At 63.4% G+C, this 23332-nt stretch carries 29 protein-coding genes; 16 read left to right on the forward strand and 13 right to left on the reverse strand.

Features of this window, described 5'->3' with window-relative positions; translation table 11 throughout:
• Positions 1-177: 177 nt before the first annotated feature.
• From ACP7BY_RS16915 to ACP7BY_RS16975, 13 genes are all read right to left on the reverse strand, one after another.
• Complete coding sequence (locus ACP7BY_RS16915; RefSeq protein ID WP_010405628.1) at positions 178-1581, reverse strand: NRAMP family divalent metal transporter; 1404 nt, start codon at positions 1579-1581, stop codon at positions 178-180.
• Positions 1582-1667: 86 nt separating this feature from the next.
• The gene (locus ACP7BY_RS16920; RefSeq protein ID WP_029622670.1) at positions 1668-2363 is read right to left on the reverse strand and encodes a cytochrome c3 family protein; all 696 of its coding nucleotides are present in this window, start codon (positions 2361-2363) and stop codon (positions 1668-1670) included.
• Positions 2360-3043 (reverse strand): iron reductase, encoded by a 684-nt coding sequence (locus tag ACP7BY_RS16925; RefSeq protein WP_029622672.1) that lies wholly within the window; start codon positions 3041-3043, stop codon positions 2360-2362. The genes ACP7BY_RS16920 and ACP7BY_RS16925 overlap by 4 nt, the downstream gene beginning before the upstream one ends.
• Before the next feature lies 1 nt (position 3044).
• Entirely contained in the window at positions 3045-5024 is a 1980-nt protein-coding gene (locus ACP7BY_RS16930; RefSeq protein WP_010405631.1) for an FAD-binding oxidoreductase, read from the reverse strand.
• A gap of 12 nt (positions 5025-5036) precedes the next feature.
• Positions 5037-5417, reverse strand: coding sequence for a hypothetical protein (locus tag ACP7BY_RS16935; protein ID WP_033963060.1), 381 nt, complete (start codon positions 5415-5417; stop codon positions 5037-5039).
• A gap of 141 nt (positions 5418-5558) precedes the next feature.
• A complete protein-coding gene (locus tag ACP7BY_RS16940; protein WP_033963148.1) occupies positions 5559-5930 on the reverse strand; it encodes a DUF1622 domain-containing protein in 372 nt (123 codons plus the stop codon).
• Positions 5927-6304 carry a hypothetical protein gene (locus ACP7BY_RS16945; protein WP_137902814.1) on the reverse strand — a complete coding sequence of 126 codons (378 nt, stop codon included), beginning with the start codon at positions 6302-6304 and terminating at the stop codon, positions 5927-5929. Before ACP7BY_RS16945 ends, ACP7BY_RS16940 begins: the two co-directional genes overlap by 4 nt.
• A gap of 80 nt (positions 6305-6384) precedes the next feature.
• Positions 6385-6849 (reverse strand): heavy metal-responsive transcriptional regulator, encoded by a 465-nt coding sequence (locus ACP7BY_RS16950; RefSeq protein ID WP_010405637.1) that lies wholly within the window; start codon positions 6847-6849, stop codon positions 6385-6387.
• A 102-nt stretch (positions 6850-6951) separates the two neighbouring features.
• Positions 6952-7290, reverse strand: coding sequence for a hypothetical protein (locus ACP7BY_RS16955; RefSeq protein WP_010405638.1), 339 nt, complete (start codon positions 7288-7290; stop codon positions 6952-6954).
• Positions 7291-7376: 86 nt separating this feature from the next.
• The gene (locus tag ACP7BY_RS16960; protein ID WP_010405639.1) at positions 7377-7592 is read right to left on the reverse strand and encodes a hypothetical protein; all 216 of its coding nucleotides are present in this window, start codon (positions 7590-7592) and stop codon (positions 7377-7379) included.
• A 2-nt stretch (positions 7593-7594) separates the two neighbouring features.
• Positions 7595-8074 (reverse strand): MerR family transcriptional regulator, encoded by a 480-nt coding sequence (locus tag ACP7BY_RS16965; protein ID WP_033963057.1) that lies wholly within the window; start codon positions 8072-8074, stop codon positions 7595-7597.
• 174 nt (positions 8075-8248) lie between these two features.
• Positions 8249-8611 carry a hypothetical protein gene (locus ACP7BY_RS16970; RefSeq protein ID WP_010405641.1) on the reverse strand — a complete coding sequence of 121 codons (363 nt, stop codon included), beginning with the start codon at positions 8609-8611 and terminating at the stop codon, positions 8249-8251.
• A 139-nt stretch (positions 8612-8750) separates the two neighbouring features.
• Positions 8751-9110: a hypothetical protein gene (locus tag ACP7BY_RS16975; RefSeq protein WP_010405642.1), complete on the reverse strand. Its 360-nt coding sequence runs from the start codon at positions 9108-9110 to the stop codon at positions 8751-8753.
• 599 nt (positions 9111-9709) lie between these two features.
• Here ACP7BY_RS16975 and ACP7BY_RS16980 point away from each other — a divergent pair.
• From ACP7BY_RS16980 to ACP7BY_RS17055, 16 genes are all read left to right on the forward strand, one after another.
• Entirely contained in the window at positions 9710-9976 is a 267-nt protein-coding gene (locus tag ACP7BY_RS16980; RefSeq protein ID WP_010405643.1) for a hypothetical protein, read from the forward strand.
• A 65-nt stretch (positions 9977-10041) separates the two neighbouring features.
• Entirely contained in the window at positions 10042-10305 is a 264-nt protein-coding gene (locus tag ACP7BY_RS16985; RefSeq protein ID WP_010405644.1) for a DUF2933 domain-containing protein, read from the forward strand.
• Positions 10302-10976 carry a methyltransferase family protein gene (locus ACP7BY_RS16990; RefSeq protein WP_010405645.1) on the forward strand — a complete coding sequence of 225 codons (675 nt, stop codon included), beginning with the start codon at positions 10302-10304 and terminating at the stop codon, positions 10974-10976. Before ACP7BY_RS16985 ends, ACP7BY_RS16990 begins: the two co-directional genes overlap by 4 nt.
• A gap of 162 nt (positions 10977-11138) precedes the next feature.
• Positions 11139-11888: a Bax inhibitor-1/YccA family protein gene (locus ACP7BY_RS16995; protein ID WP_010405646.1), complete on the forward strand. Its 750-nt coding sequence runs from the start codon at positions 11139-11141 to the stop codon at positions 11886-11888.
• Between the two features lie 102 nt (positions 11889-11990).
• Positions 11991-14399, forward strand: coding sequence for a heavy metal translocating P-type ATPase (locus ACP7BY_RS17000; RefSeq protein WP_033963050.1), 2409 nt, complete (start codon positions 11991-11993; stop codon positions 14397-14399).
• Entirely contained in the window at positions 14386-15246 is an 861-nt protein-coding gene (gene ppk2, locus ACP7BY_RS17005; protein ID WP_426288227.1) for a polyphosphate kinase 2, read from the forward strand. Before ACP7BY_RS17000 ends, ppk2 begins: the two co-directional genes overlap by 14 nt.
• 197 nt (positions 15247-15443) lie before the next feature.
• Positions 15444-16697, forward strand: a complete 1254-nt coding sequence (locus ACP7BY_RS17010) for a hypothetical protein (RefSeq protein WP_231564832.1) — start codon at positions 15444-15446, stop codon at positions 16695-16697.
• Positions 16698-16868: 171 nt separating this feature from the next.
• Positions 16869-18287, forward strand: a complete 1419-nt coding sequence (gene atpD / locus ACP7BY_RS17015; RefSeq protein ID WP_010405650.1) for a F0F1 ATP synthase subunit beta — start codon at positions 16869-16871, stop codon at positions 18285-18287.
• Complete coding sequence (locus ACP7BY_RS17020) at positions 18284-18694, forward strand: F0F1 ATP synthase subunit epsilon (protein WP_010405651.1); 411 nt, start codon at positions 18284-18286, stop codon at positions 18692-18694. The genes atpD and ACP7BY_RS17020 overlap by 4 nt, the downstream gene beginning before the upstream one ends.
• On the forward strand, positions 18691-18972 hold the full coding sequence (locus ACP7BY_RS17025; protein WP_010405653.1) for an AtpZ/AtpI family protein: 282 nt from the start codon (positions 18691-18693) through the stop codon (positions 18970-18972). The genes ACP7BY_RS17020 and ACP7BY_RS17025 overlap by 4 nt, the downstream gene beginning before the upstream one ends.
• Positions 18969-19235 carry an ATP synthase subunit I gene (locus ACP7BY_RS17030; protein ID WP_010405654.1) on the forward strand — a complete coding sequence of 89 codons (267 nt, stop codon included), beginning with the start codon at positions 18969-18971 and terminating at the stop codon, positions 19233-19235. The genes ACP7BY_RS17025 and ACP7BY_RS17030 overlap by 4 nt, the downstream gene beginning before the upstream one ends.
• A complete protein-coding gene (locus ACP7BY_RS17035) occupies positions 19232-19936 on the forward strand; it encodes a F0F1 ATP synthase subunit A (RefSeq protein WP_010405655.1) in 705 nt (234 codons plus the stop codon). The genes ACP7BY_RS17030 and ACP7BY_RS17035 overlap by 4 nt, the downstream gene beginning before the upstream one ends.
• Entirely contained in the window at positions 19933-20175 is a 243-nt protein-coding gene (locus ACP7BY_RS17040) for a F0F1 ATP synthase subunit C (protein ID WP_010405656.1), read from the forward strand. Before ACP7BY_RS17035 ends, ACP7BY_RS17040 begins: the two co-directional genes overlap by 4 nt.
• 1 nt (position 20176) lies before the next feature.
• Positions 20177-20929, forward strand: coding sequence for a H+-transporting two-sector ATPase B/B' subunit (locus tag ACP7BY_RS17045; protein WP_010405657.1), 753 nt, complete (start codon positions 20177-20179; stop codon positions 20927-20929).
• Positions 20910-22430, forward strand: a complete 1521-nt coding sequence (locus ACP7BY_RS17050) for a F0F1 ATP synthase subunit alpha (RefSeq protein ID WP_033963044.1) — start codon at positions 20910-20912, stop codon at positions 22428-22430. The genes ACP7BY_RS17045 and ACP7BY_RS17050 overlap by 20 nt, the downstream gene beginning before the upstream one ends.
• Positions 22427-23293: a F0F1 ATP synthase subunit gamma gene (locus ACP7BY_RS17055; protein WP_010405659.1), complete on the forward strand. Its 867-nt coding sequence runs from the start codon at positions 22427-22429 to the stop codon at positions 23291-23293. Before ACP7BY_RS17050 ends, ACP7BY_RS17055 begins: the two co-directional genes overlap by 4 nt.
• The last annotated feature ends 39 nt before the right edge of the window (positions 23294-23332 follow it).

The raw sequence follows: 23332 nt of genomic DNA on the forward strand, positions 1-23332 counted from the left end.
GGCACACACACGTAGCGTTACGTAATGTTCACAAGACTTGCTGACCGATGTCGTCCTGAGCGAGGCCGCGCGTCGTTCGGATTCGCGATGCTGCATTGGCTGAGGCGGAAAGCTTCAATCTCAAGCCGAGCTTGACCTGTCAGTGCGAAAGCTGGATCGCTAGGCGCCAATCATCATTTACCGCGCGGCCGGCGCGATCCACGAAACCGTCGTCATGATGGCGACGCCAACCATGACCAGACAGGCCGCGCCACCGAGCAGTTGCAGCCGCCGGGGAATGGGGTGACCGTTCATCGCTTCGGAATCCGAGCCGAGCCATATCACCAGGGCAATAAGTGGGGCTGCAACAAAGCCGTTGATGACAGCACTCCACAGCAGCGCCTGCATGGGACTGATCGGCGAGAAATGAACGAGAATGCCCAGAATGCCGGCCGAAGCTATCACGCTGTAAAAAGCCTTGGCATTCCGAGGTGCCAGCCCAAGGCCCGCACGCCACCCAAAGGCTTCGGAGACCGCATACGCCGCCGAGCCGGCTAGAACCGGGACGGCAAGAAGGCCGGTCCCGATGATACCGCTGGCAAAAAGTGCAAAGGCAAAGTCGCCCGCCAGCGGCCTGAGTGCTTCGGCCGCCTGCGCGGCCGTATCGATCTGCGTAATACCAGCGATATGCAAGGTCGCGGCGGTGGTTATGATGATAAAAATGGCAATGAGGTTTGAAAAAAACATACCGAACCAGCTATCGAGGCTAATCCGGCGCTCTTCGCCGGCGCTGACTTCCGATGTCGAAAGGCTTTTCGCTTTAGCTCTGGCATCTTCTGCTTCCTGGGAGGCCTGCCAGAAAAACAAATAGGGGCTGATCGTGGTGCCGAAGATCGCGGCTACCAGCATCCAGGCGCTTGAGTCCGGCATGCTCGGTAGCAGGACTCCACGCAGCACATCGCTCCATGACAGGTGCACGGCAAATGCCGTAGCCGCATAGGCCAGCAATGCCAGCGTCATCCATCTCAGGAAACGCGCGTAGCGCTTGTAGTCGAGGAAGGTCTCTAACAGCGTTGAGAGCAAGGCGAATATGATGACCCAGAGGTGCGGCGCGCCGCCGCCGATGAGCGACATTGCCGAACCCATCGCTCCCAGATCAGCACCAAGGTTGATGACATTGGCGACCACGAGGAGCAGAACGACCGTTCGGAGCAGCGCGAGCGGGCAGCGCTTGCTGATCGCCGCCGTCAAACCTTCGCCCGTCGTTCTGCCGATCCGCCCGCACGTCTCCTGCACAGCTGCGGCGAGCGGCCAGGTAAGCAACATCGTCCAACCGAGCGTGTAACCGTAAGCCGCTCCCGCTTGCGCATAGGTTGCAATCCCGCTTGGATCGTCGTCGGCCGCCCCGGCAATGAATCCCGGGCCAAAAATCCGCCCGATACTCTGAAGCCGGTGAGCGTGCGGGATCGCCACTTGCCCCTCGCCCGCGGCCTGGCCAGGGGTCGGCGGCAAGTGCAGATCGGCTTCAAGAAGCGTGGTCCCTTGCCCGGCCTGCCCGGGCAAGGGGACACAGCGTTCCGCAGGATCATTGGGCGCGTTCACGGTGACACTCCTCGCCTGGGCGAAGATGTCGCCGGGTTTGATAATTGGAGGGCTCTTCGATGGCAGGTCGGGTTTGGCGAGGATTTTCAGTGCACTTTGACCATGCCGACACCCTTGATATTGTTGAACGAGTCGGTCTGGTGGCAACTGAAGCATTGATCAACCCGCGCCCGTTTTTCACCGCTGATCATCTTGTCCATCATTTCGAAGTGCATCATGTTGTGGCTCGGCGGCGGCTTGTGGCACTGCGAGCATTCGGTGGATTTGGGGCTGGGGTGCAGATACCCGCTGATTTTCCAGCTCGTTGTGGTGTGGCAGCTTGCACAATCACTGCCGAAGAACCCCAGGTGCTTGTCGCGGGGGGCGTGACAGGACTGGCAATCGAGAGGAGTGTCACGCCCTGTCGCCCGTTCGGCGATGCGCTCGAGAACCTGGTGATCCATCCGGACCGGACGGAGCGTGTTTCCCTGATGCTCGATATGGCAGCCACTGCATTCCTTGATGTTGACATGGAAAGCGGTCGAAGGCTTCTTCAGGATTTCCGGCGAAGCTGCGTGGCAGGCTATGCAGGTCTCGGCCTTGATGCCCCGATTGGGTGTATGGCAACTCTCGCATTTGCCCTCGAGAAAAGCATGGGCGTTCGACAGCGAACCGGGTCGAACCGACGCCGCCCATTGCGGCAGCGCGGCGCTGCCCGAGCGGTAAATGGTAAGGGGGATGATGATCGCGGTGGCCAGGACCAGTGTCGCGAGGATCAGGCAGACGATACCAGTCCGCTTCATGGCCACCACCGCAAGCCGAAGTAGACGCTGCTCCAGATGTGGATCGTCAGCAATCCGTACATGATGATCGCAGCGACAATATGCACGACGACCCACTTGTCGAGCGTGGCCTTGATGACGTCGCGTGCAGTAATCGTGAATTCGAGGTCGGATATTGCGCCAAGGAGCGAGTCCAGCGGCAACCCTGACGGATCAACGACGCTTTGATGGCGCAGATCGGCCGATACGGCGGCAAGCACATCATAGCGGTCGCGCAGAACCTTGAGTTCCTTTTGCTGAAACCGCAATTCCTGCCCGACCTGCGCCAGATAATATCGGCCAATGAAGCCCGTGACGACGACAGTCAGCATCGCGATCACGAGGGCGATGCCGATCGGGCTTTGAAACTTGTGCCCCGAATGGATGATTCCGAGCAGAGCGCCGATCGCGCCGGCATACACATGGAAGCTGAGCAGTCCTCCGAGGGAGACGAGGCGCTGCGTGCGCTCCTTGACCCACGCCTGCCGCTTTACGATGCTGTAGACGAGCAGAAGCACGAAAAGCAGGGCGGCGGCGATGCCGAACAGTCCGCCTGCCAGGCTCCCGGGGAAACGCGGTGCGGAATGCAGCAGGAAGGCCGGGACCAGCAGCGCAAGAGCGCTCAGCAGAGCGCCGACCGTTACTTTCTCGGTTTCGGTCATTTCATGCGTCCACCACGAGATCACCCACCGATTTTGCCTGGCAGGCGAGGATGATGCCGTCAGCCTTCTCGTCGGCGGCAAGCGCGTCTTCCACTTCCATCGTCACTTGGCCTTGCCGCAAGGGGACCTTGCACCTTCCGCAGATGCCGACCCGGCATTCATAGTCGATGGCCACGCCAATCGCCTCGGCCGCCTCGAGGACGGATTGGTCGGGCGCGAGCGCGCCGTTCTTGCCGGACTTCGAAAATGAGATCGTCGCCTGCGCAGAAGGAATGGCGGGCGGCGTCTGCGGGGTGGCCGATGCCTGGCTGTCGGTCGCGGTCGCTGCCGGTTCATCTTCAAGGACGGGGCCGCCCTTGGGGGGGGCAAATTCCTCGGTCTTGACCTGCTCCGCCGGCACCTTGAGCTGCGCAAGCGCCGCCTTCACCGCGTCCATCATCGGCGGCGGGCCGCACAGGTGAACGCGCCTGCTGGCGATTTCGGGAACGGAAGCGGCGATGAAATCGGCCGTCAAATAACCGGAAGGCCCGGCCCAGTCGGTCCCTTCGGGCTTTGCGACGATGGAGACGATGTGAAGCTTGTGGTGGCGCCGCGCCAGATAGTCGCATTCCTCGCGAAAGATCAGATCCGTCGGCGTGTTGACACCGTAGAGGAGGTAGATGTCGTGTTCATAGGAGCGGTCCGTCAGGCTGCGCAGCACACTCATCATCGGTGTGATGCCGACTCCGCCGGCGATCAGGACGATCCCCTCGGCTTCCTTGCCGGTGAAGAAGAACCGGCCCGCGGGCGCCGCAATCTCGAGAAGGTCGCCCGTGGCGGCATGATCATGGAGATGGCGCGATTCCAGCCCATATTGTTCGCGCTTGATCGTGAGCTCGATATAGTCGCGCTGTGTGGGCGATGACGAGATCGTGTAGGATCGGCGGACCTTCTGGCCTTCGATCTCCGAGGTGATCGAGGCATATTGGCCGGGCAGGAACGTGAACGGCATCGGCCCGCGGTTCGGTTCCATGAGCCGGAACGTCTTGACGCTCGGGGTCTCGTCGAAGATCGCGGTGATCCGCAGGACGCCTTTCCACAGTCGCGGCGCTGCCGGCGTGGCGCTTCCGGGCGTAGCTGCGCCTGCAGGAGCAGCGGGCGCCGGCACGATAGCGGCCGGGGCCGGAGAGGTGGCCGGCCTGGCCGGTGGTGTAGCCCCGCCTGGTGCGAGCCGCTCCATCAAGCTTGCGATGCGGCGCAGCCGCGCCCATCGGAGTAGCAGCGCCGCAACCAGAGCCGCCGCCAGCAGCGCCATCGCGATCAGGTGCCACCAGGAAAGGCCCGCCAGCTCGTTTCCGTATGCCATCTGGTCGCTTTCGGCAAAACCCGACTGGGTCTTGAACCAGCTCAGGGCAATCTGCCGGGGAGGGCGGCCCTCTTCGAGGCCCCTGAGCGCGCCTGCTCCGCTGTCCGCGAGTGCGAGGCCTTCGCGAGCGCCCCTGATCGCATCCTGGGCTCCTTTCGTGTCGTTCGACATGAGAGCGTGGTGAAGCCGGGCTTGCTCCGCGGTCAGGACCTCGGCGCCCGACCCCAGGCGGGCGAGAGCCGCGGCGCGTACCGTCCGTCGTGCCTCATCGGTCAGGACGGGCCAGTCCATCAGCGAGGGGTAGAAGGGTTTGGCGCCGCCGTTCCCACAGCATCCCGCCGGTCCCGCGCCCATTTTGGCACCCGGCGACGGCGCCATCATCCCTTTCATCATCGCCGCCATGGGATCGGCAGCTTTCGCCGCGGCCGGAGCTGCTGCCCCCATCACGTTGCCCGCTGGCATCGCCGCTGGCGCGGCGGCTCCGCCCGCTGGATGATGCGACGCGTGCTCGGACTCGGCCATCTGCGCCGACGCTGGCGGTGATCCGGAGATCATCGCCAGCGCGAGTGCGATACCGCTCGTCCTCAAAGCCCGCGATAGCTTGAGGCCGGTGATGTTGTTGTGAGGGCGCGTCACCTGAGGACTTCCTTACATGTCATCCTTCATGGGCATCGGCTTGTCCGCGGGCATCGGCGCCGGCTTCGCGGCGGCGGGTTTCGGATGGCGGTGCGGGGCGGCCTTGTGCTTGGCCATCGGCTTCTTCTTCATGCCGCAGCATCCGGCCTTCTTCGCCATCGGAGGCATGGCCGCGGGCATCTTGTCGTGCTGCATCGGCATGCCGGCCATGCCCGGCATCGCGTCGTGCTTCTCCATCATGCCGCCTGCCGGCATCGACCTGTCGGCGGGAGGCGCGGGCTGGGCCGAAGTCTGGCCGGCGGCTTGCCCTTGGGCGGAAGCGATGGCGGGCGACAGCAAGATGGAACCTGCCAGCGCAAGCGCGCGCAAGCGGAAAGAACCTGTCATGATCATAATCAATACTCCATTGCAATGACCTGGCCGATCATCCGGCTGGCCACGGTTCTGAGGGACCACAGATGGATTTTGGCCAATATACGTAATTTCCTATTCGCCCGGCGTCGTCGCCTGGCCGCCAGGAGCCGGCGACGACACTCAATCATCGCGTGGGGTTCCTGTCGCTCTCTGCCACGGCCAACGGCCCTTGATCTCGACCTCGAGCGAGAAACTCAGGAAGGTTCGTATCAGTACGATGCCGGCAAGGACCGCGAGGCTGCTGAGCGTGGGCTGGATCGCGATGGTGTTGATGATGTCGGCCGCGACCAGGAATTCGAGTCCGAGAAGAATGGCTTCGCCAAGGCTCGACCTGAAGCTGCCCACCACATGCTGGTCGATCGGACCTTTCACGGATTGCTGCAGGAATCTGATCAGCGAAGAACCCGCGCCCACGACGATGATCGCCGTCCCCGTGACTTCAATTGCCCGCGTGATCCAGTGGATGCCCTCCACGATGAGGCTCTCGGTCATCGCGGGCACCGGTGCATCACGTGGCGAACCCTGCGACCGCCCAATGCGACGAGGCGATCGGGTTCGCGTTCGATGATCACCATGCGTTTTTCGGGCGGCCCCGGGGCGGCGGTCTCCGGCCGCGCCAGGGAATAGAAGATGGTGTCACCGAGTTCGTACCACTTCCCGGTGGCGCGCGGTGTCCGGTCGGGCAAACGGAGTTCGTTGTAAGAGCCGTCTGCCCTGAACTCCCAGGCTGTGCCGGTCTCGCATCCGGACCGGGCATCGAACGACCAGATACCGACAAGATCCGTTTTCGTGCCACGACCCTGGGCGGGCTGGCTCTCCGCAACAGAAGGCTGGGCCAGGCCGCCAGCTGCAGCGACGATAGCCAAGGCCAAACCTGCTCGGCGGCGGAGCGACGGGGACCGGCCGGGCCAAAGCAACGGCGGACCCAAGCGCTGCAAAACGGGTCTCATGAGGGCGCCTTCACCGCGCCGGCTGCAGGAGGGTTTCCGTGCCCTGGTGCGTCTTCCCTGGGAATGCTCGCGAGATGCGCGAGGATCGGGCAATCCGCGATGGGAATGTCGATCGAGCATTGGGCGGACAGGGCGGACAGGGCGGTCTTGATGCGGGTCAGATCATCGATACGGGTGGTCGCTTCATTGATCTTGCTCTCGGTGATGGCCAGGACATCGGCAGTTGTCGCGGTGTCGGACGCGCGCAAATCGAGCAGGCTTCCGATTTCGCGAAGCGTGAAACCCAGCAGCTGCCCCTTGCGGATGAACCGCACGCGCTCGAGATCGGCGTCGCCATAGGTGCGGTAACCGGCAGAAGACCGGGCGGGCGGAGGAAGCAGACCGTTGCGCTCGTAATAGCGGATGGTATCGGGACGGATGCCGAGCGCACGCGACAGCTTTCCGATCGTGAAATATGTCATGGCGCGTCTCCGTTGCCGCGACCATTCGAAAGGTCGCGGCATTATTCCTTCGATTTGATCTTGCTCGGCCCAGGCAGCGCCGGGCGTTCCCGCCCGCTTTGCTTACATGTCCTTCATCGGGGCGGACTGACTGTTGTCGGGCGTGCTCGTAGGCGGGGCGCCATTGGGCATCATCGGCCCACCCCGGCGCATGTCGCTGTGGTCCATATCCTGACGGTGGCGCTCATCCATATCGGCCGCCGCGTTGTCGGTCCCGACAGAGTCCGTGGCGGCGGCGGTGTCGTTTTCAAGCGCGCCGGGCGCGCTTGCAGAGGCATTGGAGGCAGCCTGGTTTTGCGTGCCGTCCGTCTTCTTGCCGCACGCAGCAAGCGTTCCGAGAAGCGCAAGGGCTGTGAGCCCCGAGACGATCTTCCCGGACGTATTCGTGAGGTGAGTCTTCATGATGTGTCTCCGAATGAGAGTGAGCGGTCGAACGCAAATCCCGTCGGACGAGCTTGATAAGCGTGCTCGACCGACGGATCAGGGTGTCATTGCTGCTTGAGAATCTGCAGGCAGCGATCGTGCGAGAGATTCATCGGGTTGCGCCCCTGTCCCTTCATCTCGTTGTGATCATGGGGCGTCGCGAGACCCATATTGTCTTCCATGGCCTTGCAGCTCGCGATCTGCGCGCTAGTCGGCGGAATGGTCGCGCAAGCGCCGAGCAGCGCCAGTGGTAGCAATCCCAGCGAGATAGAGTATTTCATGTTCAGTCCTTCCCGGTGCAGGTGGTGTGGTCCTCTCCCACGGAAATTTGTTCTGGTTGATCTGCGGCCAATTGAGACAGCCGCCCGTCCCGAACCAGAAAGAGGATCGGGCAAGGGTCGCTTTCGGCTTCGTGCGAGGGCGCTTCACCCAGCTGCTCAAGGCCTGTTTCGATAAGCTTGAGCTGTTCCACCCTGGCCAGTGCTTCGTGCAGTTTGACCCGCGTGACGGCGAGGATCTCCGACCCGGCGAGGGCGTCTCCGGCCCGCACCAGCAGGAGCGCCTGCGTTTCGGTGAGGGTGTAACCGAGCCCCTGTGCAGCGCGAACGAACTTGATGCGTTCGACGTCTGCAGGATGATAGACGCGGTATCCTGCACTGGTCCGTTGCGGAGCGGGGAGCAGGCCGGTGCGCTCATAATAGCGTATGGTATCCTTTCGAACGCCGGCAGCCTCGGCCAGCTCACCGATTCTAAGCCGTGACATGGCAAGTCTCGGAGGCACCGTGCCGCTTGGACCTAGGTCCAGGGTCAAGAGAAATATTTGGACGTCGGTCGATCATCGCCGCTCTCCTGTCCGCTCAAACGCCGCGCGATTTTTCGTTGCTTGCGGTCGCCATCAGGCATCATGGGGAGCGGCAAGCCCCTCCCCGGCACTCCCTTATTTCTTGCGGAGCTCGACGATGTCGTGAACTGCGGGCGTGCCGTCGGCGACGCTCACATGCGCGAAATGGTCATCGAAAATATGGTCGACCCTGACGTGGCCGATGAGGTCTCGACGATAAGCGGGGCCAGTTCCTTTGAAGCCGGAGCCGGGCAGCGTCTTCATGCGATAGACGTCGAGCACCTGTCCGACTGTCGCGCCATCGGCTTTGCCGACACACACGATCGTTCCGGTCGTGTCTTTGCCGACAATGGATCCGCGCATGAAGAATGTGTGGCCGATGCCGGTCGCCAGAGCGGGAACCGCGCCGGCGAGGGCGATACCAGCGAGGGCCAGCGATATTGATTTCCTGAAACGCATCTCGATTCCTTTCAATTCATGTCCCCGAGCGCCAAGTCCGGTGTTCGTCGTTTGATTGCGAGCGCTGGTGCCGGTCTGGTTTCGCAGCGAGGTGTCGCGTTGATGGTAGGGGACGGCGATCGCCGTCCCCGCTGCCAGCTTATTTCTTGCGGAGTTCGACGATGTCGTGGACCGCGGGAGTGCCATCGGCGACGCTCACATGCGCGAAATGGTCATCGAAGATATGATCGATCTTGACGTGCCCGACGGCCACGCGACGGAAGCCCGCGCCGGGGGTCTTCGAAGGACCAGGCGTGCTTTGCACACGGTAGACCTCGAGGACCTGTCCGACAGTCGCGCCATCGGCCTTGCCGACGCAGACGACCGTTCCGGTCGAGTCTTTGCCGACGATCGATCCGCGCATGAAAAAGCTGTGGCCGATGCCCTGGGCGAAGGTGGGCGCGGCGCCGAGCATGGCGAGGCCAGCAAGCGCGATGGTGATCTTCTTCTTGAGCAACATGGTGGAAGCCTCCTTGGCTGAGTTTACAAGACCCGCCGAGGAAACCTGGCGGTGAAGAACCTTTCTTCGCCACCAGAACTATGGACCCAGCTCCCGACTCAATATGCGTAATGTTACGAGGACGGATCAAAGGCTCCGGGGAGACATCTTTGCGTCTTACGCTTCTCTATTCGCTACTCATTTGCTTGGAACATCGCACAAAAAGGGGAGGACCCAGCCGGATTCCCGCTCGGCCCTGCACCATAGATAGAGACCGAACATCGCCAGCCCGAAAAGAAGAATCAGGTCAAGAGACAATCCCAGACCGACCGGAATGGCCACGATGTCCGGCAAGGCTCATTGGCCTTGCAGGGCTATGCGCGGCCTCCGAGCGCTTGACGGCCCCTTATGGCAGCCGCAGCGGATGCGAGGTTCAATGACCACGCGCATCTCTCCCGTACGATGCGGCGGTTTATGGTTGTCACGCCAAGGACTGCGGCATGGGCGATGCCCTCCCGCTGACGGCAGCATCGACCAGCGTCGAGTGACCAAGCCTTGGGTGGAATACGTATAGTGGCTGTCTTCGATCCGGCCCAAATTTGGGGGGAAAGGAAGCCGTCATGACCGATGCAAGCAAGCTCAGTGTGATACGATGTGCCGCGAGCAGCGCTGCCGCTCTTTCCACTGTCTTCGTGCTTTGCTGGCTCGCGGCGACTTTGTTCGGTCCGATCGGGTCACACATGTTTGTGACGATGTTCACGCCAGCTCCGCCGGGATCGTTCGTCGCGCTGGGGGCGGGGTTGTGCTGGTCGATCGTCTTCGGAGCAGCCGTGGGAGGTCTCTTCGCCGCATTCCACAATTGGATCGGTCATTGGCAGCGTCCCTAGGACGGCGCAGCGCAAGTGAGCAATCAGCAATTTTTAACGAGTTCTATATTCAAGGAAACGTGATCATGGAACGGCAACGACCGGCACATACTGGGAAAGAGAATTTCCTGACGTCGCGCGCGGGCATCGTGATGATGGGCTTTCTTGCGCTCGGTTTCGTGCTGCTGTTCACGGAGCATCGCGCGCATGTACTTGGCGCGCTGCCCTTTCTGCTGCTGCTGTCGTGTCCCCTGATGCACCTCTTCATGCATCACGGACATGGGCATAGTCACGATGGAACACCGCAGCCGGGGGCCGATCGTTCGCCCCATGAGGTTCAGGGCCAGTGACGGGCCATGCGCAAGCCTATGGCCTTTGGGATCTCGTCGTCGTCAATGCGGCGGTGTTCATCCTGTTCGCCTACAGTTTCTTCAAGCCGCGAACCACTCGGGACTGGCGATCGTTCAGCGCATTCAGCGCGTTCCTTGTGGCGCTGTTCGTCGAAATGTACGGCTTCCCACTGACCCTCTATGTCCTGTCCGGGTGGCTGCAGAGCCATTATCCCAATATCGACTGGTTCTCACATGATGCCGGGCATCTGCTTGAGATGCTTTTCGGCTGGCGGGCTAATCCGCATGCCGGGCCATTCCATATCATGAGCTTTTTCCTGATCGGCGGCGGGTTCATTCTGATCTCGACAGGTTGGAAGGCGCTGTACGACGCGCAAAAGGTCCACGAGCTCGCGACCCAGGGCATCTATTCCTATGTGCGGCACCCGCAATATGTCGGGTTCGTGCTGGTGATATTCGGGTTCCTGCTGCAATGGCCGACGATCCTGACGCTCGCGATGTTCCCGGTGCTCGTCGTCATGTATTTGCGGTTGGCGCGGACCGAGGAGCGTGAGGCGCTGGCCGAATTTGGCGATGCCTATCGTCGCTACACAAAGACCGTTCCACCGTTCGTGCCCCACCTCGCGCGCCTGTTCGGGGCAAAGCGTGACGCAGGAGCGGGTCAGCGATGAATTCCCTGCCAGCCGACCGGCGCAAATCCCGAGGGAACCGCTCAGCCGTCCGCCCGGCATCGGGACGCGGCGCACAGACTGGCGCGGCTGCATGTACGGTGCCGGTCGCCTCGCCGAAGTGACTGAACCTTGAAACCGCCACACCGAGAAGAAGCACTGGCTATGGCAGATCCGCTGAAACCGACCACATCGCCGCTTACTGCTGGCAGGAATCCGGTAATCCCCGCGGTCGCCTTCGATGCGGGACTGCGAACATATATGCTCGCAGTCTACAACTACATGGCCAGCGGTCTGTTGTTGACCGGGATCGTCGCGATGTTGGTTGCGAACAGCGCCGGGGTACGCGCCGTGTTTTTCGCCGCGAGCGGCACTCCGACACTGCTCGGATGGATAGCGGTCTTCGCACCGCTCGCCCTCGTCTTCACGCTAAGCGTCGGTATCAACCGGCTGTCCGAACCCACCGTCAAGGCATTGTTCTGGACGTATGCGATCCTGATGGGCGTGTCGCTGTCGACCATCCTTCTCGCCTATACCGGCGTGAGTGTCGCACGCACATTCTTCGTTACGGCCGCAGCCTTCGGAGGCCTGAGCCTGTGGGGGTACACTACCAAGAGGAACCTGTCGGCGTTCGGGACCTTCCTGATCATGGGCGTCGTCGGCCTGCTCATCGCCATGATTGTCAACATGTTCCTGCGGTCGTCCACTTTGGATCTCATCGTCAGCGCGATCGGCGTGCTTCTGTTTGCGGGCCTGACTGCGTTTGACACGCAAAAGATCAAGAGCGTCTACTTCGATGTGGCCGGTACCGAGTTTCGCGGCAAGGCGGTCGTGATGGGAGCGCTGACGCTCTATCTCGACTTCCTCAACCTGTTCCTGTTCCTGCTGCGCTTCATGGGTGATCGGCGGCAATAGGTCAGCCGTGATGACTGGCCCACACGCGCAGGCCTTCGCGGCGGGCGCATCTATGGCTGCCGACCCGTCGGCAGCGCCTTGCCTCGATTTCGGAGACCTGCCTTGAAGACGTCGACCTTCGATCTGCGTGGATCATTCGGAACACTCGACCATCTCGGGGTCGAAAAGCAGTTGCTGCGGGTTCCCGGCGTGACGCGGGTCTCCGCGAACGCCGCCTCCGACAGCGTCACCGTCAGCTTTGATGAAGCGCGCACCAGCGAAGCCGCGATAGAGGAGAAGATCGCGGATTGCGGCTTCCATTGCGGCGGCCGGCTCGTCCCGCGGCATGTGTGCGTGATCGGAAGCACAACCCTGTCCTCTGTCTTGCCCGCCGCGACGCACCCTGCCGATCATCGTTCCGATGGAGTCGCCGCCAAATCGGTTGCTCCCGATCGCAAGCCCGTGACGGCCGAACACGACGCCATGGCGCACGAGATGGGCCATGGCGACGGCAAGGACATGGCGACGATGGCGCGCGACATGCGCAACAGGTTTATCGTCAGCCTCGTTTTTGGCCTGCCGATCTTCGCGCTGTCGCCAATGGGCCTGGACCATCCCCTGCTGAAACCGATGTTCGGACTCAGTCTCGACCTGACCCTGTTCCTGCTTGCCAGCGCCGCGATCCTCTATCCGGTCTGGCCCTTCGTGGTCGCCGCGATCCGCGCGCTTCGAAACGGTGTGCTCAACATGGCGGTGCTCGTCCTGTTGAGCGTCGGTACCGGTTATCTGTTCAGCGTGGCGTCGACATTCCTGTTCAAGGGCGAGCAATTTTACGAGGCTTCCGCGGTCCTGCTCATCTTCATCCTGCTCGGCCATTGGCTGGAGATGCGCGCCCGCGCCGGCGCGTCCCAGGCAATCCGCGCGCTCATGGATCTGGCGCCGCCTATGGCGACCGTGGAGCGGGACGGAAAGGACGTCGAAGTGCCGACCGCGGAGGTACTGGCCGGCGATGTCGTGCTGATCCGGCCGGGCAACAAGATTCCTGTCGACGGCGAAATCCTCGAAGGCAAATCCGAGGTCGACGAGTCGATGCTCACGGGCGAATCGATGCCGGTGTCGAAGGCGCCCGGCGACACAGTGATCGGCGCGACGATCAACCGCAGCGGCAGCTTCCGCTACCGTGCGACCAAGGTGGGCGCCGACACCGCGCTCGCCCAGATCGTCAAGCTCGTCCAGGAAGCGCAGAACTCGAAGGCGCCGGCACAACTGCTCGCCGACCGGGCATCGCAGTGGCTGGTGCTCGCGGCAATTCTGATCGGTCTCGCGACGTTCGCCATCTGGTACTGGATGCTGGGTGGGACACTGCTGTTTGCGCTGACCATGACGATCACGGTCTTCGTGATCGCCTGCCCGGACGCCCTTGGCCTTGCCACGCCGATGGCGATAATGGTCGGCACCGGCCTTGGCGCGATGAACGGCATCCTGTTCAAGAATGCCAGCGCGCTCGAGGATGCGACCAAGCTTGACGTCATCGTGTTCGACAAAACGGGCACGCTCACCATGGGCCGGCCCAACGTTGTCGAGGTTGTCACAGCGGAAGGCATAACCCGGGACGAGGTGCTTCGCATCGCCGGCGCGATCGAGCGCAACTCCGACCACCCGCTTGCGATCGCGGTCCTCGAAGGTGCATCCGGTATCACCCTTCCTGAGACGCGCGACTTTGCCAATATCGAGGGGAAGGGCGCCAGCGCCCAAGTCGAGGGCGCAACCGTGCTGCTTGGCAACCGGCGCCTCATGGATGAAGGAAAAGTCGCGCTGGGTGCCCTCGAGGAACCTGGCGAACGCCTGAAAGGGGCTGGGCGCACCGTCGTCCATGTTGCGCGCGGCGGCGAGATTCTCGGGTTGATCGCCATAGCGGATGCGGCGCGGCCAACCGCGAAGGCGACCGTCGCGGCGCTTCGGGAGCGCGGCGTCAAGGTCGCGATGATTACCGGCGACAACGCCGGCACGGCCAAGCGAATCGCCGATGAGCTTGGCATCGACATCGTCCTTGCCGACGTGCTTCCCGGTCAAAAGGCGGAGAAGGTCAAGGAGCTGCAGGCCCAGGGCCAGCGTGTCGGCATGGTCGGTGACGGAGTCAACGATGCCCCCGCGCTTACCCAGGCCGACGTAGGGTTTGCGATCGGGGCGGGCACTGACGTCGCGATGGAAAGCGCCGATGTCGTCCTGATGAAGAGCGATCCTTATGATATTGTCGGTGCCATAGCGCTCTCACGCGCCACGCTTCGCAAGATGCACCAAAATCTGTGGTGGGCGGTCGGCTACAATGTGATCGCCTTTCCACTCGCGGCAGGTGTGCTCTATCCGGTGCTGCTGAGCCCCGAGGTCGCTGCGCTGGCTATGTCGGGCAGCTCCGCACTCGTCGCGGTCAACGCGCTGCTGCTGAAGCGCACCCGGCTGGCGGGTATCAGTCGGGGCGGCATGAGTCGGGCATCAGCGGTGGAGCACAATGCCGTTGGTGCCGCTGTTTGAGACCGGCCCACGAGTGCGGCCCCGGCCCCTCGCGGCCCGCTACCGTGGTGTGTATGATTGCCGACAGGAGAAAGAACCGGTGGTGAAGGCGAAGAACGAGCCCCGTTACGCCGAGCAGCTGCGCGCGCTCCAGATCGGGCTCACCGCCCTGCAGCGGGGAATTATCGAGGATGGCCGCAAGGTGCTGGTCATCGTTGAAGGGCGCGACGCGGCCGGCAAAGACGGCACGATAAAGCGTGTCGTCGAGCACTTGAGCCCGCGCGAAACCCGGGTGGTGGCACTCGGGCCCCCATCGGATCACGATCGCCGGTCGTGGTATTTCCAGCGCTGGGTCCCTCATCTGCCGGCTGCCGGCGAGATCGTCCTGTTCAATCGTAGCTGGTACAATCGCGCCGGGGTGGAGCGCGTGATGGGCTTTTGCACCGACAAGGAATATGAGGAGTTTCTGACGACCGTCCCGATGTTCGAGCAGTTGCTCGAACATTGCGGGGTCACGCTGGTAAAATATTATCTCGATATCTCGAGGGCGGAACAGAAGAAACGCCTGACCGCCCGACGCGAGGATCCGCTCAAACAGTGGAAGATCAGCCCGATCGATGATCAGGCGAACAAGCGCTGGAAGGCCTATAGCAAGGCGCGCGATGCAATGCTCGCCCGCACGCACAGCATCGCAGCACCCTGGACGGTGGTGCGAGGGGACGACAAGCACCAGGCCCGTCTCGCGCTGATCAGGGATATGCTGACCCGGCTGGGAGAAACGGATTCTGATCGCTATGGTCATCCTGATCCCAATACCGCCTTCCTTTATGACGATGCCGCCCGGGAACAGGGCCTGATCGCGCCGTGAGCGAGCCTCTTAGGTCATCGCGCGGAGGGCGAAGTCGTTGCCGCTCACGTGAAATGAAATTTGCATGAGCCAAAGAAGGATCAGGCTATGTTCTGGGTCCAGTTTCTATTCCAGGGAAGCTCGATAGCGTGCCGAGCCTAGAGGAAGCCCGAGTCTCAGACCTCCAGAACGGACGTCCGGAATGCGTTTGCGTCACCTTGGATCGCGCCGCCCTGAGCGACGCCCTCGTCCGGGAGACGGGCGATCTGGCAATGGGAGCGTCATATCTGGAAACGCGTCCACATCTATTCTCGGACGTCGCGGTGTTCATCAATGCGTCCCAACTCGCCGGGATGCAGCGCATCATCGCCGCGATCGAGACGGTCGCCCGCCACCCGGATTATCTAGCAGCCACCATGGCCTGGGCGCCAGTAAGTGCCCGACAGGACTTTGGTCCGCACGGCGTCTTCATGGGCTATGACTTCCATCTGAGCGAGCGCGGCCCGGCCCTGATCGAAATAAATACCAATGCAGGAGGAGCAATGTTGAATGCCGTGCTCGCGCGGGCGCAACGAGTCTGCTGTCCTTCCGAGCCGACAGATTTTCTTCGCGCAGATCCCTTCGAGACCGTGGTCGCGGGCATGTTCTCGAAGGAATGGCGCTATCAACGCGGCAGCGGCGAACCGGTCTCTATCGCCATTGTCGATGACGATCCCGTATCGCAATATCTGTTTCCCGAGTTTCTGCTGACCCGCCATTTGCTGGAGCGGGCCGGCCATAGCGTCTGCATCGCCGATCCTTCTGAATTCGCCTATGCGTCCGGCACTCTTCGCTATGGGGACCGGAATGTGGATCTCATCTACAACCGGCTCGTCGATTTCTCGCTCGATCGACCCGAGCACTCGGCATTGCGAGCGGCATATCTCGATGGCTCGGTGGTCGTAACGCCCAATCCCCATGTCCACGCGAAATTCGCCGACAAGCGCAATCTCACCCTGCTGTCCGACACCGCGCAGCTGCGGGAATGGGGTTTCGACCCGGCAATTGTCGACACGCTTGTTGCCGGGATTCCGGCAACCGAACGGGTCGACAAGGCTTCCGCCGAGCGGCTTTGGGCGGGCCGCAGGCAATTCTTCTTCAAGCCGGCCGGAGGGTATGGGAGCAAAGCGGCCTATCGTGGCGACAAGCTGACGAAATCGGTGTGGGCCGAGATCCTGGAGAGCGACTATGTCGCCCAAGCCTATGTGCGGCCAAGCGAGCGGACCATCCGGCTGGATGGAGAGATGGTCAAGCGCAAGATCGACGTCCGTCTCTACACCTATGATGGGGAGCCACTTGTTGCCGCTGCGCGACTATATCAGGGCCAAACCACCAATATGCGCACCGCCGGTGGCGGTTTCGCGCCTGTTCTGCTGATGGCCGCCGACGATGCGCCGCAGGACTGCGGCAGGTGCACCACCGGGGAAGCGTGAGCCGGACAGAACAGCGAAATTGGCGTCCTGGAATTCGGGACGCATCAGACTTCGCCAGACCGGATTGCATTAGCGATCCGGCGAAGCCGCGGCGCAGAGACGAGCATCCGTATTGTCCCGCATATCGATGGCGCCCGATCTCGCTTTAGCTCCCGTTATGAGAAACTTGAGATGAGCACCGCGGCAACCGACATCGATAAGGCGAGCGGACGCGTCTGCGCGATCCGCGGTCCCGTGCTCGACGTGGAATTTGCCGCCGGCTCGCTCCCGCCAGTCAACGATGCGCTGTGCATCGCAACCCCAACGGGAATGCACATCGCCGAGGTGCAGAGCCATGTCGATGCGCGCACCGTCCGAGCGGTCGCACTCCAGACCACCAGCGGACTCGCGCGCGGCGTCCATGTCGAGGCCACGGGTGCAGCGATCATGGTACCGGTCGGCGATGCGGTTCTGGGCCGCCTGCTCGATGCCACCGGCGTCATTGGCGACGGCGGGGCGGCACTTCCAGTGGACGTTCCGCTTCGCCCAATCCATCGCCAACCGCCGCCACTCGATGCCCAGAGCACAGCGACGACGATGTTCGAGACCGGGATCAAGGTGATCGATCTGCTTGCGCCCCTCGCGCAAGGCGGCAAGGCGGCGATGTTCGGCGGCGCCGGGGTCGGCAAAACCGTGCTGGTGATGGAACTGATCAACGCGATGGTCGCACGCTACGAGGGCGTGTCGGTGTTTGCTGGTATCGGCGAACGCTCGCGCGAAGGGCATGAACTGCTCACCGACATGCGCACTTCCGGCGTGATCGCGAAGACCGTGCTGGTCTTCGGACAGATGAACGAGCCGCCGGGCGCGCGCTGGCGGGTCGGCCTGACCGCGCTTACCATCGCCGAATATTTTCGCGACGAGCAGAAACGCAATGTGCTGCTGCTGATGGATAATGTCTTCCGCTTCGTCCAGGCGGGCAGCGAAGTTTCGGGGCTCTTGGGGCGGATGCCGTCGCGGGTCGGCTATCAGCCGACGCTCGCGAGCGAAGTCGCGGCGCTCCAGGAGCGGATCGCCTCGGTCGCGGGCGCATCGGTGACCGCGATCGAAGCGGTCTATGTGCCCGCTGATGATTTCACCGATCCTGCCGTGACGGCGATCTCGGCGCATCTCGACAGCAATGTGCTCCTGTCACGCACGATGGCCGCGGAGGGCATGTACCCGGCGATCGATCCGCTTGCCTCCACCTCGATCCTGCTCGATCCGCTGGTCGTGGGCGAGGACCATTATGCGCTGGCCCAAAAGGTCCGCGAGACGATCGCTCATTATCGCGAGCTGCAGGACATCATCGCGCTGCTCGGCATGGAGGAACTGGGACAGGAGGATCGGCTGATCGTTGGCCGTGCCCGCCGACTCCAGCGCTTCCTGACGCAGCCTTTTGTCGTAACGCAGGCTTTTACAGGCCAGCCCGGACGATCGGTGCCACTCCACGCCACACTTGATGGCGTGCGCGCCATCCTCGGCGGCGAGGCCGACGACTGGCCCGAAAGTGCCTTCTATATGGTCGGAGACCTGGAAGAGGCGCGCGGCAAGGTGGGGCCCAAGCCATGAGGCTGCGCATCACTGATCCCACCGCGATCATGGTCGACCGGGAGGTCGCCGCGATCCGCGCCGAGGATGCGACGGGCAGCTTTGGCATCCTGAACGGCCACGCCGATTTCCTGACCGCGCTCGACATCTCGGTCGTCTCCTGGCGCGACATGGACGGGCGCGCCGGCTACTGCGCGGTACGCAACGGCATTCTGACGGTGAGTGGCGGCAAGGAGGTCGCGATCGCGACGCGCGAGGCGCATGTCGGCGACGATCTCGACGAACTCGAGACGGTAGTGCTTAGCCGTTACCGCGAGCGCGGTGATGCCGAACGCAGCGGTCGCACCTCCGCGACGCGGCTGCGCATGCGCGCGATCCGGCGCATGGTCGAGGCTCTGCAAGGCGGGCCGGCGGAGATCGGTCTATGACCGAGGCTCTGCCACCCGAGCAGGAACGGCTCGTGGACGCGGTCAAACAGCGCGCCGAACGCCGACGCAGGGCGCGGGGATTGCCCTCCTTTGCGCGCAATTTCGGCCAGATCGGTGTTCTTGGCTGGCAGATCGTCGTGCCGGCGCTGATCGCGCTCGCGATCGGCCGCTGGCTCGACCATCGGCTGTCCAGCGGCATCTTCTGGACCGCGCCGCTGCTGATCCTTGGCGTGAGCCTCGGCTGCTGGTCGGCCTGGAAGTGGATCGGGCGGCAATGACGCCCTGGGCCGTCCTCCTGTTTCTGCTGCTCGGCGCCGCTGCCGGAACAGCACATTACCTCGCTATCGCGAAGGACGCTGACCTGCTCGTCCATGGCGGATCGATTATGCTGTCGCTCGGCCTGCGGCTCGGCCGGATGCTCCTGACGCTCGGCGTGCTGCTCGTTGCCGCAAGGCAGGGCTGGGGGGGCCTACTCGCGGCCGCGGCTGGGTTCATGGCGGCGCGACAGGTCGTGCTGCACCGACTGGGAGCGGTGTCGTGAAGATCGCTTCTCCGCTCGAAAGCCATATCCTCTTCACGATCGGGCCGGTTCCGATCAGCCAGCCGGTTGTCACGACCTGGGGCATCATGGCGGTGCTGACGATCGGCTGTTGGTTTCTGACCCGGCGGCTCGGCCTTCGTCCCACCAGGACCCAGGCGGCGCTGGAACTGGTGGTCGATGTGATCGCGCGCCAGATTCGCGAGACGATGGACGCGGAGCCCCGGCCCTATCTGCCTTTGATCGGGACGCTCTTCATCTTCCTGCTCGTCGCAAACTGGTCATCGCTTTTGCCGGGCGTCGAACCGCCTACGGCGGCCCTCGAAACTGACGCGGCGCTGGCCTTGATCGTGTTCGGCGCGACGCTCTGGTTCGGTGTCCGGGCGCTTGGCGCGCGCGGTTATCTGCGCAGCTTTGCACAGCCGTCGATCCTGCTCGCTCCGCTCAATCTCGTTGAATTGTTTACCCGCAGCTTCTCCCTGATGGTGCGCCTGTTCGGCAATGTCATGAGCGGCGTGTTCATGATCGGCGTCGTGCTGAGCCTTGCCGGGTTGCTCGTACCGATCCCGCTGATGGCGCTCGAGATGCTGACCGGAGCCGTCCAGGCCTACATCTTCGGCGCGCTCGCAATGGTCTTTATCGGCAGCGCCATCAGCGAAGCGAACCCATCCCCGAAAGCGCCGAACCACGAGGTCTCTTCATGAACTGGATCCACATCGTCAGCATCCTCGGCGCGGCGTTCGCCATCGCCATCGGCGCGATCGCGCCAGCACTCGCCCAAGGCAAGGCGGTCGCCGCAGCGATGGACGCGATCGCTCGCCAGCCTGAGGCGGCGAACACCGTCTCGCGCACCCTGTTCGTGGGCCTGGCCATGATCGAGACGATGGCGATCTATTGTCTCGTGATCGCGCTGCTGCTGCTCTTCGCCAATCCCTTCGCCTGACATGCGTATCGACTGGTGGACGCTGGCGCTGCAGGCGATCAACGTCGTCATCCTCGTCTGGCTGCTCGCACGCTTCCTGTTTCGTCCGGTGATGGGGGCTATCACCGCGCGCCAGACGGCTATGGACCAGCTGCTCGCCGATGCGGAGTCTGCGAAGGCAGCTGCGCTCAAGCTGGAAGCGGATCTCAAGGCGCAGACCGACGCCTTCGCCGCCGATGGAGAGGCACGCCGGTCAGCTTTGCTGGCCAGCATAGAGGCCGAACGCAGCCGCCTCCTTGATGCGGCCACGACCGAGACCGATGCAAAAGCGAAGCAGGCGCTTGCTTCTGTCGAGGATGCGCAAAAGGGCATGGCGACACAGCTAGAGGAAAAAGCGGCGGTGCTCGCGGGACAGATGGCGTCTGCGTTGCTGCACCGGCTACCGGCCGGGGCCACCACCGATATGATGTTCGCTGCCCTGCTCGAACGGATCGAACGCCTGCCGATCGAGGAACGCCGGGCCCTGGCCGGTGACGCTCCTCTCGCCATCGTGACGCCGGCCGCGCTCGATGGGGAGGCCCAGGCGCGGTGCGTGCAAAAGCTCGCAGAGGCGCTGCCGGGGCTTGCAGCACCGACTTTCACCGTCGATCCCGCGCTGATTGCCGGGTTCGAGCTCCATGGACCGCACATGCTCGTCCGCAACAGCTGGCGAGCCGATCTCGACACGCAGCTGGCGGCACTCAAGGAGGACGATCATGCCGGGCTCCGCGGATGAATGGCTTGCCCGGGCCGCGACGCGCGTGGCCGCGGCGGAAATCGGCGCACAGGTCCGCCAGATCGGCCGCGTCGAATCCATCGGCGATGGCGTAGCGCTGGTCTCGGGTTTGGCGGAGGCCCGGCTCGACGAATTGCTGCAGTTTGCCGGAGGTCAGGCGGGCTTCGTACAAACGCTCGACCGCGATCGCATCGGCTGCGTGATGCTCGAGGATGCTGACAGCATCGAGGCGGGGGACATCGTCTCGGGCACCGGCGCAGTGGTGCGCACGCAAGTGGGGCGGGGACTGCTCGGCCGTATCGTCGATCCACTCGGCCGGCCACTCGACGGCGGGCCGGCGATCGTCGCCGAGCGGTTCGAGCCGGTGGAGCGTCCCGCGCCGTCGATTATCGAGCGCGACCTCGTCGTTCAGCCGGTGCAGACCGGGATTTTGGTCATCGACGCGATGTTCGCGCTCGGCCGCGGCCAGCGCGAGCTGATCCTGGGCGACCGCGCGACCGGCAAGACCGCGCTCGCCGTCGATGCGATCATCAACCAGCGGTCGAGCGACATGATATGCATCTATGTCGCGATCGGCCAGAAATCCTCCAGTGTCGCGCGCGTGATCGATCAGGTGCGCCGCCATGGCGCGCCGGAACGCTGCATCTTCGTGGTCGCGAGCCCGGCTTCCGCACCGGGGTTGCAATGGGTCGCGCCATTTGCCGCGTTCACCATGGCGGAATATTTCCGCGATCAGGGCGGTCATGCGCTCGTCGTGCTCGACGACCTCACCAGGCATGCCGCCACGCACCGCGAGATCGCGCTGCTGACCGGCCAGCCGCCGGGACGCGAGGCCTATCCGGGCGACGTTTTCTACCTCCATTCGCGGTTGCTGGAGCGCGCCGCCCGCATGTCGCCCGAAAAGGGCGGCGGTTCGCTCACGGCGCTGCCGATCGCGGAGACCGATGCCGGCAATGTCAGCGCCTATATCCCGACCAACCTGATCTCGATCACTGACGGGCAGATCGTGCTCGACACCCGGATGTTCGCCGAAGGCCACAAACCCGCGGTCGATGTCGGCACCAGCGTCAGTCGCGTAGGCGGCAAGACGCAGGCCCGGGCGCTGCGGGACACGAGCGGCACGATGCGGCTCGACTATGCCCAGTTCCTCGAACTCGAGATGTTCACCCGCTTCGGCGAGCAGCCAGAGCCGCGCGTGAAGGCCCAGATCGAGCGTGGGAGGCGGCTGCGCGCATTGCTCTCCCAGCCGCGCTTCCAGCCTCTGCGGGTCGTGGATCAGGTGGCGCTGGCAATCGCGCTCACGGAGGGCCTCCTGGATGCCCTGGCGATCCCCGACATCGCTGCGATCCGCGCGACGCTGCCGTCATGGCTCGATGCCAATGCCGCCGAGCTCATAGGGCAGGTCGAGGAAAAGGGGACAATGGATGCGACGTTGCGGGCCGCATTGTTGGCGGCCGTAAAGCGGATGATCGCCAGTTCCAGCGCTGGCGCCGCGACATGAGCGATCGTCTGGCCACTGTCGGGCGACGGATCGCCACGGTGCGGCAACTCGGTGCGGTGGTCAATGCGATGCGCGGCATCGCCGGCGCCCGTGCCCAGCAGGGCCGCGCGTTGTTGCCCGCGATCCGCGCCTATGCCGCGACGGCGGGCCATGCGATTGGGAGGGCGCGGCAGCTACAGACAGGATCTGCGGCACCGCCGCTGAACAGCGCAAAGGGCAAGACAGGTCTTATCGTCTTCGGCGCAGAGCAGGGGTTCGCGGGCGCCTTTCCAGAGCAGGTCTTGAACGCCGCTGCGAGCGATTCCCGAGTGGCGCACATCTTCCTCGTCGGCGATCGTGCCGCCGCGCTTGCTGCCGAGCGGACACTGCCCGTTGCCTGGGCCACCAGCCTTCCTAGTCGCGCCGCTGCGCTTGCCGATATGGCAACCGAGCTGCTTGGCGCCCTCTACGACTATGTGGCCATGGCCGGCGCGGTCCCGGTCGCAATGATCTATCCGGTCTGGACGGCAGGGCATGGTGCGTCGGTCGTCCGCCGCAGTCTTTTGCCGCTCGATCCAGATATGTTTCCGCCGGAGCCAGTTGGGTCGATACCCCTGATCAATCTGACGGCAGGCGAACTCGTCGAGCGCTTGGCCCAGGAATATGTCTTCGCCCAGTTGTGCGAAGCGGCCACCGAGGCCTTCGCCGCTGAAAACGAGGCTCGCATGGCGACGATGGCGGCCGCGAAAACCAATATCGACGCCAGACTCCAGGCGCTTGAACGCGAGGAACGGCTGACGCGTCAGGAGGAAATCACCGCCGAGGTGGTTGAGCTGGCGGCCGGGGCACGCGCACGCTGCCGAACCAGGACGGTATCGGAGTAGGGGGCTGAGCTGATGCCGGAAGCGACGTGATTGCCTGGC

Origin of the sequence: Sphingomonas sp. PSPC2-2 (assembly GCF_049897725.1) — a bacterium.
GTDB lineage: Bacteria > Pseudomonadota > Alphaproteobacteria > Sphingomonadales > Sphingomonadaceae > Sphingomonas.